Origin of the sequence: Merdibacter massiliensis (genome assembly GCF_900155395.1) — a bacterium.
GTDB classification, from domain to species: domain Bacteria; phylum Bacillota_I; class Bacilli_A; order Erysipelotrichales; family Erysipelotrichaceae; genus Merdibacter; species Merdibacter massiliensis.
Genome location: NZ_LT699727.1, coordinates 388,882 through 404,435 on the forward strand (window position 1 = coordinate 388,882; position 15,554 = coordinate 404,435).

The following is a 15,554-nucleotide window of genomic DNA, read 5'->3' on the forward strand; positions in this document are numbered from 1 at the left end:
CCCTCCCTACTAAATAAATTCTAAAATGGACGGAGCTTCCTGATGCACATCCAGTAAAATAAAATTGCGTACCCGTAACTTTTGATGATAACGGGCATAATAATCAACAGATAGAAAGTACGTCGAAGGATGTTCCCGCATCAAACGATGCAGCAGCAGCGGTTCTCCTTCCCAAAAAATCAATAAACGTGTATTGTCTTTTTTTATTTGCGCATAATGGGCAAATATCGCTGACAGTTGCTGTTCTTCTTTTGCCCTGTACGCAATGACATAATCATAATTTTGATAAAGTGTAGGTGCTGCCGGCCGAACGCTGCGATAAAAACGTTTCGCCATTCGATAAAGCAGTTCATTTTTTTTAGCGATACGAATGATATATTTTTTCATCATGCCCTCCCGTTTAACAACAAGTGCAAAATGGATTGCCAAATGATCGGCCGATCATAATTGTCCTGTACAAACTGTGCACCTGCTTTCACATCTTCCTGATAGACCTGCGGATGCGTTTGATAAAAGAGGATCCGCTGTGCAATCGCAGATAAAGATGGAAGCACGCACACTTTTGGATATAGATATTCAATACCCTCCCAAGGCAAGCATAAAGCCATTGCATGGGACGCCAATCCTTCAAAGGGCGTTATATGAAAACTCTCTGGATATTTGGCATCACTCAAAGAAAGCACATAGCCGATCTGTTGCAAGAAATCCGGTACATGGACCCAGCCCTCATAAATTACACTGTCACTCAGATCATGTTCTTTTATATAACGATCCACATCCTCGTAGTATTGGCGTTCCTGCGACACGTTCCATGTATTTGCAAATTCTTGCGGACGTTTGCCGGGCACATGCAGGCAATAACGAGAATCGCTTTGTTTCAGTATCGATAATAATTCAACTGCCCGCTTCAAGCCTTTTCGTTTCGGTAAAGAACCGATCAATGCCAAATGAAACTGAGCATCTTCTTTTTTCTTTGTCGGATAAGCAGCTACATCAATAAAATTGTTGATGACGCAGCACTTCTCCATAGGGATCTGGAAACGGCGCATAAATTCTTCCATATAGTAATAAGAAACGCAGATCAGCTGATCCAAATGAAGCAAATCGATGTGTCTGCCAAATCCGCGCATCACTTCAAAACGATGTCCGCGAATAAATAAAGACTGATGCGGGTAGCGATGCTGTGAATACCATTGTGCACTTGTCAATAACCATTCACACCAAATGATATCTGCCTGATCACGCAAGCGTTTTGCCTCTCGTTTTGAAAAATCACTGTATTCCTGCTGTTCCTGTACGGTAAGAGCAAATGTTTCCTGCATCAAAGGAAACAATGGTTTGATAAATTTCAGATCATGTCCCGCTACTAGAAGGCGGGTCTTGCGGTCCGGATAACAAGATAATGCTGCTTTTACTGTTTTTGCAATCGTCAGATAATGAAATCGTTTACTGCAAGTATGTAAATATGCGCGCAAAGGTTCTAAATTTTCCTGTTGAAATACATACAGCAGTTTCTCCAAACACTCTTGTTCACTATCCGCAAACAGTGGATAGTCTTTGCCCAAGATTTCTTCATGCATCGGTGTACGGCGCAGCACCATCGGTATCTGGGCTTGACAATACTCCAGCAATTTGACTGAAACTTCTAAAGAACCTGGATGATCGATCCGTGTACTACGATACGCATACCCGATTTCACAGCGGCTCATGACATTTTGTAATTCTTCTCTGGACAATGAACCATAAAAGCGGATATTTGCTGCTTCATTGAGTTCTTGCAGGATCTTCTCTTTTTGATCCGCCATATCTGAATTGAATTTATCACCGACAAAATGCAAGGTGATGGATGGATCGATTACTTGTATCTTATGCATCATTTGCAATAATTCTGTTATCTTCCAGTCTTTGGCGATCTTTCCGGCATAAATCAATGACTTCGGATATCTTTCCTGTTTTGGAAAAGGAAAAACGATCGGATAGAGAATGTGAAACTTCTCGCCGTCTACATGCAATACACGCATCAAGTAGCGTTTCATGGCTGCAGTTTGTACGAAATAACATCGTACTTTGCGATACAGCTCAGAAAGAAATGCCACTTCTTCCAAAGCAATCTTCGTCTCATCATGACAAAAATCAGTTAAGTACGGTACCAGGCGGTCAATGAACGGAGCATGCAGCATGGATCTGACAACAGCGCTTCCCCGGACAATGATGCAGCTATAATCCGCCAGCTTATCAATGCGTTGGATCACTTTGACTGCATTATGCGCATGCACTTCTGTTACGGTATCGATATATTCTTTTGCATACAGCAAATGGACACGATAACTAGTTTGCAGCTGCGAAACCAGGATACTGCGGCGGATCCGTTTTTTTAAAAGAATATCCACAATTATATTTTCATCCATGCTCAAAAGTCTGGCTAAATTGACCAGCCAGACACTCGAACCATCGATGATATTGAGATCAACATCTCCATAGATCAGAATTCTTTTCACTCGTGTGCCTCCATCTGTGCAAAACCGATACAATCAAAATGCGGATGACGCAATATCTCTGCTTTTGCTTGTTCCTCTAAGAATGGATGATGCGCCAATGCAATGATCAGATAATCACTTTGCTCGATACATTCTTGCAAAGAAGCTAACGGAATTCCCTCTAATTCTTTTGCATCTGTATTCGGCTCGCATCCCATCACTGTATATCCTCTCTTGATGAGTGCATGTGCCAAATGCAGCGACGGGCTTTCCCGCATATCATCAATATTGGGTTTATATGCCATTCCTAAGACTGCAATTTTTTTATTTGTATCATTTTGTAAATCCTCAACGACTTTCTTTAATACCCAGTTTGGCTTTTCATCGTTGATGATGCGTGCTTCATGAATCAAGGATGCATCTTCTTTGAAACGCTCTACCAAAAACCATGGATCTACTGCTAAACAATGTCCTCCCACTCCTAAACCAGGCTGCAGGATATTCACACGCGGATGACGATTTGCCAAGGAGATCAATTGATAGACATCGATGCCTGCTTGATCACAAATTTCACTTAGTTGATTGGCAAATGCGATATTGATATCCCGATACGTATTTTCAACTAATTTGCACATTTCTGCTGTAACATCATCACACACCAAGCAATGCCCTTCTTTTACAAAACTTTCATACAAGTCTTTTGTCATAGCGGCTGCCAGCGGATTTTGAGAGCCGATGATCCGATCATTGTGACGAAGCTCATACAAGATACGTCCCGGCAATACCCGCTCCGGACAATGTGCCGTATAAAACTGGTCTTGACGCAAACCGCTGCCTTGCGCTAATATTTCGCTCATCATTTGGGTTGTATAAGGTGGAACAGTCGATTCCAAGATGACCAAATCGCCTTCTTTCAACACCCCTGCCACCAGCTGCGCCGCACTGCGGACATAGCTGAGATCTGCTTTCTTTTCTTCTCCATCTAAAAACGGAGTAGGCACACAGAGAATATAAACATCGGATACTTCCAGCGTCTCGCTGATCGTTAAAGCACCTGATCGAAATACATTACTGAATGCTTCCTGCAACTGATTCTCTACGATATGAATATGACCGCCTGCCAAATGTTCACGAACTTCTTTTTTTACATCATATCCTTTTACATGATGTCCCGCTTGTGCAAGCACAACTGCTGTCGGCAAACCTATATAACCTAATCCAACTACACTAATTTCTCTCTTCTGTGATTTCATGTTTTTTTACCTGCCTTTTCTTTTTATCTTTCATCACTGCTCTTTGAAAACGTATCAGTTCCGGTAATTGAGCAAATCGTCTTGGTTCCAAGATCATTCGAAACAGCCATTCCAGGCCCAATCGCTGGATCCATTTCGGTGCCCGGCGCAGTGCATTGCTCCAAATATCCAAGGCACCGCCTACCCCTAAAAACACATTGGCACAAACCTCATTCTTATGCTGTGCGATCCAGTATTCCTGAGCGGGCGTACCTTTTGCGACAAACACGATGTTGGCTCTGCTTTGATTGATGGCATCAATCACTCCGTCATCTGCATAACCATCCATGCTGCCAACGATCTGCAGATAAGGAAATTTCGTTTTCAATGCTTGCTGCGCCTGTTCGTTATGTTCTCTGCTTGATCCATACAGAAAGATGCGAAGCGATAATGCTTGCGCATATGCACATAGATATTCCATCAGATCCACACCGGTGATTCGTTCAACCGGCTGATCGACTGCCTTTACGATAGATGCCCCATCAGCTAAGAATATATCAAATGTTTCTAACAAGGCCGCTATGCGAGGATCTTCTTTTGCACGGATCACTTTCCGAGCATTGATCGCAACAAAAGTCAGTTTTCCCCCTTCATCGACACATTGTCTGACCAGTAACAAAATTTCTTTTTTGGTTATCACACTTACTTTTATGCCAAGGACTGTCGTTTCTTTCATCTTTTCACCAACCTCATCTAGTAAAATATAACAAGCTTTCTTTTTCTTTTTTCTACGCTCTGTGAAAAAAGTGTTAATTTTCCGTTAACATTCTACCCATCTATCCGCTCTTTAACAGATTTTTTACTGTATCTTACAAGAACTGCGATGTTTCTCCTTCTCGTTCTCTTTACTATTAAGAAGAACAGTGAGAGAAAGGATGAATTCATTATGATTAAGATCATGAGCATATTTGGAACAAGACCAGAAGCCATCAAGATGGCGCCGATCATCGCTGCAGCAAAAAAGGACCCTGCTCTGACCAGCCTGGTCTGTGTCAGTGCCCAGCATAGAGAAATGTTAGACAGTGTCTTACAGACATTTTCCATTCAGCCTGACTACGATCTCAATATCATGAAACATGGACAGACCTTACAAAGCATCACATCTGCGATCTTAGAAAAATTAACTCCCGTGTTGGAAAAAGAGCATCCGGACATGGTTCTGGTCCATGGTGATACGACAACGACATTTGCAGCCGCATTATGTGCATTTTACTTACAGATCCCCGTAGCACACGTGGAAGCAGGATTACGTACTTATCAGCGTTATTCTCCTTTCCCGGAAGAACTGAATCGCCAGATGGTCTCTCGTATCGCCAGCCTGCACTTTGCCCCCACACAAATCAGTGCGCAAAATTTATTAAACGAAGGCATTGACGAACATAGCATCTTTGTCACAGGCAATACCGCAATTGACGCCTTGCAATTGACTGTCCGCAAAGATTATGAGCACCCTGCTCTGACATGGGCAGGCGGCAACCGCATTCTTTTACTGACAGCCCATCGAAGAGAAAATCAACATGGCGGATTAGAACATATCTTTACTGCTGTCAAAAAGCTCTGCAAACAATTCCCGGATATTCGTGTCATCTATCCTTGTCATAAAAATCCGATGATACAGAAATTGGCCCACGAAATGTTAGATGACTGCAAACAAGTGCTGATCATCGAACCATTAGAAGTTTTTGACTTTCACAATATGATCCGTCACTCTTATCTGATCCTGACAGACAGCGGAGGAATCCAGGAAGAAGCACCTAGTTTAGGAAAACCGGTGCTTGTTTTGCGGGATACCACAGAACGGCCGGAAGGAATAAAAGCAGGCACTTTAAAGTTAGTAGGTACTTCTGAAGAAAAAATCATTCAGGAGACGAGACACTTATTGACAGACCCGCAGGCGTATGCCCAAATGAGCAATGCAGCCAACCCTTATGGGGATGGCAAAGCCAGCCGGCGCATCCTGCAAGCCTTACATACCTATTTCAAAGAATAAAAAAAGAGGTTTAACGATTGATGCGTGTACATCAGCCGTTAAACCTCCAACTATTTTTCATCAGTTGTCTCTTCTATTTTGATTTCCTGCAATACAGGATCATTTCCCCCTGCATTCTGTGGTTGTACATCTGCCGCCAAATCAACATCCTGTTCTTCTATTTCTTTTGGATGTAAATATTCTCTTGGTAAATAATCGTGCAGATCATTCAGTTTTTGAAGCAATAGACCAAGAACGTAAAAAATGATCGATGTAGAAGTATAAGTATAAGACTGTGAAATCATGTATTGAACAGCTTCTCCTAAATTTGATGTGATATCCGTTCCCTGATAATCATAATAAGAAGAAACATATGCATATGCCTGATATGACATATATGCACCATAACATAATAAAAGGACAGCTAATACATATAATACGATCGTCCCCGCTTTGATTTTTCTTTTTTTAAACATGTCTTCCTCCTTTGACTTGATTCAGTATAGCATACTATATGCAGACAAATGTGTTGCTTTTCTGATTATTTATAAAAAAAAACGCAATATCTGCGTTTTCTTTTCTTATGGTGATGCCGATGAGACTTGAACTCACACGGGTTGCCCCACTACCCCCTCAAAGTAGCGTGTCTGCCATTCCACCACGGCATCATTGTGGTATTCATTATACTATATTCCTAAAGCAAATACTAGTACGATGAAAGAATTTAAGAATCCTTTTGAAATAAAAAAGCCTTGAAAGGCTTTATCACATCACTGGTGCGGAGGAAGGGATTTGAACCCTCACGCCTTGTGGGCACTGCCGCCTGAAGACAGCGTGTCTGCCGTTTCACCACCTCCGCGTCTGCCTAAACAATATACACTATTTTTTTTATTTTGTCCAGTCCCTTTTTTTATCATAAAACCAGAAAAAGTGTTGGTTTACAATTGATGTGTTACAAAAAGGATAAACAAAAAGCAAGAGGTTCGCTATACTTAAGTTACCACACCACAGAAAGGAGCCTCTTGCATGAATAGTATAACTCAAGACATGCGTTTTCGTCTATCTGTTGTTCTCTCTTATTACCGTGTCGGTGCTACCAAAACCGCCATCCGTTACAAAGTTACTCGCCAATTCGTTTATTTCTGGGTAATATTGTCAATCTATATTTTACCAAAAGGGGTTACTTTAAGATTAGCAGTATTACTGGGTTCGTCGTTATCATAATGATGATATCCATACCCTGGCCGATCGTTCTCATCGTCCTCTTCATCATCCCAAGCAGCATTGTGATCAGGAATTGAAATGGATCAAGGATCTCAGACGCAGAAATCCGGATATGGGACTGATTGACTTCTGGCTGCGTATGAAACAGCTTCATGACTACTCCAGAAGCGTTTCTTCCCTTTATCGTCTCATGCGTTCTCTCGGTATGTTCAAAAACAAGAAAAAACGAAACAAGCGAGTAAATAAGCCTTATAAAACACCATCTGTTCCCGGTGAGAAAGTACAGATCGATGTCAAATATGTGCCTTCTGCTTGTTTAGTTGGCAAATGAAAAGGTAAAAAACTGTATCAGTATACAGCGATCGATGAAGCAACCAGACTGCGTTATCTCTCCTTTTATGAGGAGCATTCTACATTTTCTTCGACAAGGTTTCTTATGGAATGCATCCAATTCTTTCCATTTCACATTCAATGTGTACAGAGTGACAACGGGACCGAATTTACCAATCGATTGAGGAGCGAAAAGAAAACCTTGTTTGAAGAGACATTGCAGCTCAATAAGATTGCATATCATCCCATACGTCCTGCAACACCAAGGCATAACGGCAAGGTAGAGAGGAGCCATAGAGAAGATCAAAAACGGTTTTATAACAAGATAACGTTTTATTCCATAGACGATGCACAGATACAATTAAAGAAATACCTGAAAAGATCCAATAACAGACCAATGCGACCTCTTGGTTATTTATCTCCAAATGATGCAATCGTTAAGTTATCAAATGTGTAATACATCATTTACAAACCTACACTTTTTTTATCATAAAACCAGAAAAAGAAATATGCCTTTGTATAGACATATCTTTGCTTATGGCATCAATGTTTGCAATCCAGCAATCCCTTACTGTCAATGATCAAAAATAGAATATAAATAATGAATAATTTACATAGTTTCATATTCATTATGGTAAATTTCTAAAAAAATTCGGCATATCTTACGTCCTTTATATAAACAACATTAAAAAAAGCCTTTAAATAAAGGATTTCAATCTATATGTTCCAGTACCTTTTTTTTTCCGGATGTATGCGCCTTTCCCAAGAGCTTCCTCTACCCATGTCATTGGAATGACATTCTCAGATGGAAGCAAACAATCCCCATGCATCTCTTTAATTTTTTTGAGCAACTGCAGCGCCTTTGGGTAACCAATGTGTCCATCCGGATTTGCTTCATTGAATAAGCGCTGAAACTCTTTACCGTTTACGAAACGTTCCATATATTCCTCCATTTCCCCGCGCCTAAGGTCGCGCGGACACAAATATTTCATCAATAAATCTCACACGTCTCATTTTTTCGTGTTACCATATAAGAGAGGTGGTACACTACAGAGCACGTGGAGGTGAGTAGGAATTCTACTCAATTGAATATCCTGTATATATATAAGTTGCCGTCATCATCTCAAGCACAAATAAGTAGGACTTTGAGCCTGGACACTTATGATTGTTCAATCAACTGTTGTCGATTCGCTTTGATGACAGTCAATGCCACCTCTCCTTTTGCATGAAAGGAGTTTTTTTATGGTAATGAAAATCGTTCGTTTCAACTGTTGTGGCATGGATGTTCACAAAAACCTGGTTGTCGCTACTATTGGGATCACCGATAGAAAGACCAACATTACAGAATACTTCCAACGATCCTTCTCCACTTTAAACTCCGACCTATACCGTTTAAAGGATTGGCTGCGATCTCATCACTGTTCTGATGTCTGTATGGAGTCTACCGGTAAATACTGGATCCCGATCTTTAACATTCTTGAAGATGAGACCAATGTCCATTTAACTCACCCCAAGTATGTCAAAGCCATCAAAGGCAAGAAGACAGATAAGAAAGATTCCAAATGGATCTGTGATCTCTTCAAACATGATCTGATCAAGTTTTCGTTTATCCCTCCCAAAGAAATTCGGGAGATGCGTGAGATCGCACGTTACAGATACAAACTGGTCTGCATGCGTTCTTCAGAACGGAATCGTTATCAAAACTGTATGACCATTTCTAATGTCGGTCTGGCTTCTGTTGTTTCAGATCCTTTTGGCAAGACGGCTTCCAACATTATGAAAGAAGTCATGAAATCCAATGTGATCGATGATGACAAGATCCTAAAGCTCGTTCACAAAAACTGTAAGAACAAAGATAAGATACTGGACTCTCTTCATGGCTATCACATTGAATCGGATCAACGATTCAAGATGGAAAAATCTTTGGATCATGTGGAATATTTAGATCAGCTCATTGATTCATGCGAAGTGGAATTGATTAAGCGTGCGTATCCTTTTCGCAGATCTTTTCAGCACATCACACAAATAAAAGGAATCAGTGCTTTATCTGCTATTCTTATCATCTCTGAAATAGGAATTGATATGTCTCAGTTCGAATCCGACAAACAGCTTGTCAGTTGGGCCGGACTTTCTCCTGCCAACAACGAGAGTGCCGGCAAGAAAAAGTCAGTCCGTATCTCAAAAGCTGGACAGTATCTCAAACCTCTGCTTGTCCAATGTGCTTTATCGGCCATCAAAGATAAGACATCTTATTTTGGAAGAAAGTATTCCAATATCAAGAAACGACGAGGTCATAAGAAAGCAATCATTGCGATCGCACGCATGATGCTGGTCAGCATCTACCACATGATCCTTACAGGAGAAGAATTTAATCCATGTGACCATGAATCCTTTATGGATCCAAAACCAAACGCCAATCCTTCACTTACAGTTGAAAAAGCATTGAACTTTTTAAAACAATCTGGCATTGATATTTCTTCTATTCCAGTCAACTTATAAATTTTTTCGATATCTTTTACCTCCTGTTTTTAAGTCGGCCCTTTTTGCGCATTTTTATTCACACTTTCACCTCCTTTAAATCTTAATACCATCTTTTTATGATATAATTTGCTATATAGAAAGAAGTGTTATCATGCCTAAAAGTTTTACATGTCCTTACTGCGATAGTGTTTTCCCATTAGTAGAGGGCACCACAATAAAGGAGTATCATCCAAGCTTTGATAATGTGCGTTCCAAGAAGGAACTTGGCGTACATATGATTGATGAAAAAAATCCTAGTTTTGAGAGTGAAGTTGCAATTTCTTTTCTTAAATGTCCTCAATGTGGAGAATATTCAATTAAAGTTCATGGAGTTGGTAATAAAGTTAAATCGATAAATACCTCCATAAAGCCTATTTCTTTAGCACAACAATTTCCAGAATATGTACCAAAGGCTATACGCAATGATTATGAAGAAGCCTATGCCATTCTAAATTTAAGTCCTAAATCATCTGCCACACTTGCAAGAAGATGTTTACAGGGAATGATTCATGATTTTTGGGACATTCATGAGAAAAATCTAAATGCTGAAATCACATCCCTTAGGGATAAAGTATCTCCAACTTTATGGAGAGTCCTTGATGGCATTAGAAGCATCGGTAATATTGGAGCCCATATGGAACACGATATTGATAAAATTATTGATATTGAACCGGATGAAGCAGTAAAACTAATTAAACTAATTGAATTTCTGATTAAAGAATGGTATATCAATCGATATGAACAAGAGCAACTTTTTTCCGATATAATTGGCATAGCAGAAACTAAAGCATCAGAACGAAAGGGTAATAAATAATTACTCTTTTTCTTTTTCACATGGATTAATTTCAAACAAAAAATTCCCATCCATATCCCAATACTGTTTTACTGGCCTGCACATATCATCTTCGGTTCCTTCTCCACGAATGATCCTAACAACAATAACTTTATTAATTTCTAACCCATCCAATCTAAAACAATCAAACATTTCTCCACCTCCTACTCATCAATAAACTTGTTTGGTTTGACGCCTAAGGCCTTGCAAATAGCAATATATTCATTGACTTCGCATTTTCTATTTCCTAACAGTATTTTGCTAAAGGCTGTATCATCAATTCCCGATTTAGCTGCAATTGCCTTTTGCTTAAACCCTTGTTCTTCTATGTATCTTTGTAACGCTTCCCTATTAAACATGAAATATCACCTCCATTCTTCGAGAATCTCGATATACTTTTAATATACTTCGTATTTATCGATGTGTCAACAACACATTTCGAGATAATCGAAAATATTATTGCTATTTCATAAAGTGGGATATATACTTTAATCGTAGGAGGAGCTATATGAATAGATACTTAATCGATATGTTAAAAAAAGGACGTAGCAAATCAGGTTACACTCAAGCACAAGTTGCAGAAATGCTCGGAATAAAAGGAAATACTCTAAGCGGTTATGAAACTGGAGCAAGTGAGCCAGATATTGATACTTATCTTCAACTTTGCAAAATATATGACATGGATTACGTAAGCATTTTAGAGAAAGCGTATAATTTGAAACCAATGGATGAAATTGCCCTTTCAATCGATGAACAAGATCACATAAAAAAATACCGCTCTCTTGATCCACTGGATAAAAAAGCGATAGATGGATTATTGGATACATTGTCTCATAGACAAGAACAAGCGAAGGAGTTCATCGAATTTGAACCACCTATGCTGCTTCCGTTCTATGGACACATTGTTTCTGCTGGAACTGGCCAATTCGTATTTGATGATATACCACCTGAAATGATTGAAGTTGGACATAACCACATTAATATGCAGGCGAATTTTGCTGTTGGTGTAAATGGCGATAGCATGGAACCGACATATTCCGACGGTGATGTGCTGTTGATCAAGAAGCAGCCTTCAGTAAATGTTGGAGAAATTGGAATCTTTATGATCAATGGAGAAGCATTTGTTAAAGAATTTGCAGGCAGTGTTTTAAAATCTCACAATGACAAATATGAGGATATTCCTATAACTGACCAGACAATTTGTTTGGGGAAAGTAATAGGTAAACACATCTAATATGTTTTACATAAGGAGGAATGAAGAATGGCAGAAAAAGGGGTTAGATTTAATATTGAGGATATTAAGATAAATAAAGAGAACTTTAGACATTCACCCTTAGGAAGTGAAAAAGAAGCTATTTGTTATCTTATTGAAGAAGACTATGATTCATATTTAGAATTAGCCAAAAGAATGGAAAAAGATTGTAGAACTTTTCCTGTCCTTTTGTTAAAAAGGAATGAAACTTATATACTCATGGATGGTAATAGGAGAACTTCAGTTATAAAAATCTTTAAACATCCTGAGCTAATTCCTAATAATCCACGCTATGAAGAGCTTAGGAATTTGTGTAGATCTAGAGGTCCCATTGAAATAAATGAACTATATGCTGATGTTTATGATGATCAAAGTGAAGATGATCGTGAAAACTTAATGAATGCTTTAAATGAATTACATATACATGAAAATAAAACTAAGAAGGATTGGAATGCTTTATCACAATATCGTGCTAGTTTATTTATTGGATCAGCGATCAAACACCCTTGGATAAAAACATTGGAATATTACAATTATTCTGATCAAGATATAATTAAAATGACAAATAGAAAAACTGATATTTTTAATCGAATTTTAAGAAAAAATCAACTAAGAATTTTAGAAAATGGAAAAATAGATTTGAACAATGATACGGCTATAATACAAGAAATTTGTAAAATTGTTAAACAAAAATCCTATTATATTGACGGTCATGTAGAAGAAGTTAATACACGTACAGAAAATTATATTTTTAAAGCAATCATTGAAGATTTAATTAAAAAATATTCTATTGGACAACCCGCATTAACTTTTAACGAAAAAAAAGAATTAAATGCAGAAATCGAACAACTTTCAAAAGCAGAACAAAGGCCGCTAGAAATTGTTATTCCTAACGAAAACTCTTCTGATCAACCACACGCCCATGCTGTTCCAATTGTTAAAGAATGTAAAGCCATATCAAATCCTATAACTCCTATTAAAAAAATGAACAATAATCGAAAGACTACCATTTCGGAAGAACAATTTGTAGAATTATCTAAAACTAATAACATGATGGTTGACCAAATTGCATATGAACTAAAATCATTACCATTAAAAGATTTTCCTATTTCATCTGCTATTATTCTACGATCGTTTCTACAATATTCGTTTGAATGGTATGCCGAAAAAATGGAATAAACATCGGAAAAAACAACCTATCTGGCAATATTATGATAGTCGTAAACACATCAGCCGAAAACAACCTGATCAACAAAGAAGAAAAGGCCAGAATTAAAGCAATGATAAAATCTAATGATGTTATTAACTTATTAAATGACGCAACTCATAACTATCGAATGCCGCCATTACAATCAACAATCATCTCTGATTTATATGATGCATTACATCCAATGATAAGATTAATATTCAACAACAGCACTGGCCAATCCAAATAATCCCTGCTATACTATTTACAAGGAGATGAAAATATATGGCTTATTTCTCGCCTTTAAGATATCCTGGTGGAAAAGGAAAAATGCTCAAACAAACCGTACAAATTTTGAAAAACAATAATTTGCTTGGTTGTACATATATAGAGCCGTTTGCAGGTGGTGGTAATTTAGCATTAAATCTATTATTTAAAGGGTTTGTTCAAAAAATAATACTCAATGATGCAGATATTGCCATTTATGCTGTATGGTATGCTATACTGTATCATAATGATGAGTTTATAGATTTTATTGAAAATATCCCACTTACCTTAGAAGAGTATAAAAAACAAAAATACATTTACAATCATGAAAAACAAGATCTATTAAAATTAGGAAAAGCTACCTTTTATTTAAACCGCACAAATAGATCAGGAATAATAAAAGCCGGACCTATTGGAGGATATGAACAAAAAGGTGCTTACTTAATAGACTGTAGATTTAACAGAGAAAACTTAAAAAATCGTGTTAAAAAAATTCACCAAAATCGTGAACACATAGAAATATTTAATTTAGATGCTCGTGAATTTATTTCAAAACCCTTCCCTAAAAACTCATTTTTCTTTATAGATCCTCCTTATTATAATAAAGGTGCTAGCTTGTATAGAAATTATTTCCATCATAAAGATCATGTTGAAATTTCTCAATTAGTTAAAAATTTAGACTTTCCTTGGGTTGTTACATACGATGCTGTACCAGAAATAATAAATATTTATAATTTTTCTAAACATACAGAATATGAATTGTCATATACCGTAGAAAGCAAACGTTTAGGAAAAGAAGTTATGTTTTATAATAAAATTACTTTTTAAAAACCACCGTATGGTGGTTTTTAAATACCTAATAACTGTTTTTTCTTTGCGGAAAACTCATTTTCAGTTAGTATTCCCAAGTCCAAAAGCTCTTTTAATTGTTTTAGTTCGTCAAGATAAGAGCTGCTAGATTCAGAGTCGGATGAAGTAGTAATTTGTTGGTCAATGGCGTTTACTACTTTGCGATCCACATCTTTATTAAACCAGTGAGCATACGTATTCAATACGGTATCTACAGTATCACCAATACGCTTTGCGATATCATAAACAGTAAACTGATCAGACATATTATTGATCAAATAACTTGCATGACTGTGACGAAGATCATGAACTCGAATATCCGGTAAAATATGATCATTATTTTCGTTAATCATCTTAATGGTATTTTTTAGATATCTACGAGGTCAATCGAGGCCCATTGGTCTATAATAGCCAAACAAATACACATCCTTGCTAAAGGCATACATCACTTTTTGCATATCATATAATTTCTGCAAAGAATCGATAACTATTTGTGGCATCATAATAACACGAATACTATTCTTTCTTTTAGGTGTCGTGATTGCCCAGGAAGTACCCTTTGCGCGTTGTGTAACTGTTTTATAGATATGAACAGAACGGCTCTTCCAATCAATATCTTTCCACTGTAGAGCTAATGTTTCACTGCGGCGCGTTCCTATCCAAAATGAAAAAATAAAGAAAGCTCTCATCTCTATATTATCAATATGATCTATAAAAATTTCGAAATCGGATGGTTCCCAAAACAACATTTCTTCTTTTATAGAGTCTTTATCTATTTTCCGCTTAACTTTTTCTAATGGATTTACTTTGATGTAGTCTTTAAAAATAGCATATTTAAATACCTTATTTATTGTATAGTAGATGTTCTTGATATAACGCTCTGAGTACTGTTCCTCTAAATTATGAATTAATTGCTGTAATGTTTTTGATGTAATTACATTGATCAGTTTATCCCCAATACTTAAATTAACTTTTTTGAGTATATCCATGTCTGTTTTAACGGTAGAGTATTTAATATCACTGCTGTTTTCTATCATTTCATTAGCTACAGTTTTAAAAGTTTTAGTTATTCTAACATGAATTACATTTTCTTGTTGAAATTGCTCTCTGAACTTCAATTCATACGCCTCTGCTTCACTTTTTTTTATTGCATTGTTTGGTTAGACGACGATATTCATAGTAAGACCCATCTTCTTTTTTAAATTTACCTCTAATATACCATTTACCATTTTTCTTTTCTACAGCCATAAACATTCCTCCTACATCTTCATATTATCAAAAAAGCAAGAGAATTCAACGGAAATTTTCGGCATGGTTTTCGGCATATGCAGTATCGATAACAAAAAAAGCCTTTAA

18 protein-coding genes and 2 tRNA genes are annotated in these 15,554 nt (G+C 37.5%); 8 read left to right on the forward strand and 12 right to left on the reverse strand.

What is annotated here, in order from left to right; genetic code table 11:
• Nucleotides 1-9: 9 nt before the first annotated feature.
• The 4 genes from BQ9859_RS09900 to BQ9859_RS09915 are packed head-to-tail and all read right to left on the reverse strand — an operon-like array spanning nucleotide 10 to nucleotide 4,445.
• Complete coding sequence (locus tag BQ9859_RS09900) at nucleotides 10-387, reverse strand: hypothetical protein (protein ID WP_075877990.1); 378 nt, start codon at nucleotides 385-387, stop codon at nucleotides 10-12.
• The gene (locus BQ9859_RS09905; RefSeq protein ID WP_075877991.1) at nucleotides 387-2,498 is read right to left on the reverse strand and encodes a glycosyltransferase; all 2,112 of its coding nucleotides are present in this window, start codon (nucleotides 2,496-2,498) and stop codon (nucleotides 387-389) included. Before BQ9859_RS09905 ends, BQ9859_RS09900 begins: the two co-directional genes overlap by 1 nt.
• Nucleotides 2,495-3,730 (reverse strand): nucleotide sugar dehydrogenase, encoded by a 1,236-nt coding sequence (locus tag BQ9859_RS09910; protein ID WP_075877992.1) that lies wholly within the window; start codon nucleotides 3,728-3,730, stop codon nucleotides 2,495-2,497. Before BQ9859_RS09910 ends, BQ9859_RS09905 begins: the two co-directional genes overlap by 4 nt.
• Nucleotides 3,705-4,445 carry a WecB/TagA/CpsF family glycosyltransferase gene (locus tag BQ9859_RS09915; protein ID WP_075877993.1) on the reverse strand — a complete coding sequence of 247 codons (741 nt, stop codon included), beginning with the start codon at nucleotides 4,443-4,445 and terminating at the stop codon, nucleotides 3,705-3,707. The genes BQ9859_RS09910 and BQ9859_RS09915 overlap by 26 nt, the downstream gene beginning before the upstream one ends.
• A gap of 210 nt (nucleotides 4,446-4,655) precedes the next feature.
• Between BQ9859_RS09915 and wecB the strand changes: the two genes are divergently transcribed.
• Nucleotides 4,656-5,759: a non-hydrolyzing UDP-N-acetylglucosamine 2-epimerase gene (gene wecB / locus BQ9859_RS09920; protein WP_075877994.1), complete on the forward strand. Its 1,104-nt coding sequence runs from the start codon at nucleotides 4,656-4,658 to the stop codon at nucleotides 5,757-5,759.
• A 50-nt stretch (nucleotides 5,760-5,809) separates the two neighbouring features.
• Here the strand turns inward: wecB and BQ9859_RS09925 are convergent, their stop codons facing one another.
• The 3 genes from BQ9859_RS09925 to BQ9859_RS09935 form a co-directional block, all read right to left on the reverse strand.
• Nucleotides 5,810-6,214, reverse strand: a complete 405-nt coding sequence (locus BQ9859_RS09925; RefSeq protein WP_075877995.1) for a hypothetical protein — start codon at nucleotides 6,212-6,214, stop codon at nucleotides 5,810-5,812.
• A gap of 108 nt (nucleotides 6,215-6,322) precedes the next feature.
• Nucleotides 6,323-6,406, reverse strand: a tRNA-Leu gene (locus BQ9859_RS09930).
• A 106-nt stretch (nucleotides 6,407-6,512) separates the two neighbouring features.
• Nucleotides 6,513-6,597 (reverse strand) — tRNA-Leu (locus tag BQ9859_RS09935).
• Between the two features lie 438 nt (nucleotides 6,598-7,035).
• On the opposite strand from BQ9859_RS09935, the gene BQ9859_RS12660 reads away from it, so the two are divergent.
• Together BQ9859_RS12660 and BQ9859_RS12870 are read left to right on the forward strand one after the other, a co-directional pair.
• A complete protein-coding gene (locus BQ9859_RS12660) occupies nucleotides 7,036-7,293 on the forward strand; it encodes a hypothetical protein (RefSeq protein ID WP_235846428.1) in 258 nt (85 codons plus the stop codon).
• A 12-nt stretch (nucleotides 7,294-7,305) separates the two neighbouring features.
• Nucleotides 7,306-7,749 (forward strand): integrase core domain-containing protein, encoded by a 444-nt coding sequence (locus BQ9859_RS12870; protein ID WP_202613488.1) that lies wholly within the window; start codon nucleotides 7,306-7,308, stop codon nucleotides 7,747-7,749.
• A 241-nt stretch (nucleotides 7,750-7,990) separates the two neighbouring features.
• On the opposite strand, the gene BQ9859_RS09945 is transcribed toward BQ9859_RS12870, so the two are convergent.
• Nucleotides 7,991-8,284 (reverse strand): hypothetical protein, encoded by a 294-nt coding sequence (locus BQ9859_RS09945; protein ID WP_143404414.1) that lies wholly within the window; start codon nucleotides 8,282-8,284, stop codon nucleotides 7,991-7,993.
• Nucleotides 8,285-8,534: 250 nt separating this feature from the next.
• Here BQ9859_RS09945 and BQ9859_RS09950 point away from each other — a divergent pair, with 250 nt between their 5' ends.
• Together BQ9859_RS09950 and BQ9859_RS09955 are read left to right on the forward strand one after the other, a co-directional pair.
• On the forward strand, nucleotides 8,535-9,791 hold the full coding sequence (locus tag BQ9859_RS09950) for an IS110 family RNA-guided transposase (RefSeq protein ID WP_075877997.1): 1,257 nt from the start codon (nucleotides 8,535-8,537) through the stop codon (nucleotides 9,789-9,791).
• A gap of 133 nt (nucleotides 9,792-9,924) precedes the next feature.
• On the forward strand, nucleotides 9,925-10,626 hold the full coding sequence (locus tag BQ9859_RS09955) for a DUF4145 domain-containing protein (RefSeq protein ID WP_075877998.1): 702 nt from the start codon (nucleotides 9,925-9,927) through the stop codon (nucleotides 10,624-10,626).
• Here the strand turns inward: BQ9859_RS09955 and BQ9859_RS12375 are convergent, their stop codons facing one another.
• Nucleotides 10,627-10,797: a carboxypeptidase gene (locus tag BQ9859_RS12375; protein WP_143404415.1), complete on the reverse strand. Its 171-nt coding sequence runs from the start codon at nucleotides 10,795-10,797 to the stop codon at nucleotides 10,627-10,629.
• An 11-nt stretch (nucleotides 10,798-10,808) separates the two neighbouring features.
• Nucleotides 10,809-11,003, reverse strand: a complete 195-nt coding sequence (locus tag BQ9859_RS09960) for a helix-turn-helix domain-containing protein (protein WP_075877999.1) — start codon at nucleotides 11,001-11,003, stop codon at nucleotides 10,809-10,811.
• A gap of 149 nt (nucleotides 11,004-11,152) precedes the next feature.
• On the opposite strand from BQ9859_RS09960, the gene BQ9859_RS09965 reads away from it, so the two are divergent.
• The 3 genes from BQ9859_RS09965 (at nucleotide 11,153) to BQ9859_RS09975 (ending at nucleotide 14,177) form a co-directional block, all read left to right on the forward strand.
• Nucleotides 11,153-11,878, forward strand: a complete 726-nt coding sequence (locus BQ9859_RS09965; RefSeq protein ID WP_075878000.1) for a S24 family peptidase — start codon at nucleotides 11,153-11,155, stop codon at nucleotides 11,876-11,878.
• A gap of 27 nt (nucleotides 11,879-11,905) precedes the next feature.
• Entirely contained in the window at nucleotides 11,906-13,075 is a 1,170-nt protein-coding gene (locus BQ9859_RS09970; RefSeq protein ID WP_075878001.1) for a hypothetical protein, read from the forward strand.
• 292 nt (nucleotides 13,076-13,367) lie between these two features.
• Complete coding sequence (locus tag BQ9859_RS09975) at nucleotides 13,368-14,177, forward strand: DNA adenine methylase (protein ID WP_075878002.1); 810 nt, start codon at nucleotides 13,368-13,370, stop codon at nucleotides 14,175-14,177.
• Nucleotides 14,178-14,197: 20 nt separating this feature from the next.
• On the opposite strand, the gene BQ9859_RS09980 is transcribed toward BQ9859_RS09975, so the two are convergent.
• Entirely contained in the window at nucleotides 14,198-14,551 is a 354-nt protein-coding gene (locus BQ9859_RS09980) for an SHOCT domain-containing protein (RefSeq protein ID WP_075878003.1), read from the reverse strand.
• A 30-nt stretch (nucleotides 14,552-14,581) separates the two neighbouring features.
• On the reverse strand, nucleotides 14,582-15,316 hold the full coding sequence (locus tag BQ9859_RS09985) for a tyrosine-type recombinase/integrase (protein ID WP_075878004.1): 735 nt from the start codon (nucleotides 15,314-15,316) through the stop codon (nucleotides 14,582-14,584).
• Nucleotides 15,317-15,554: the final 238 nt, after the last annotated feature.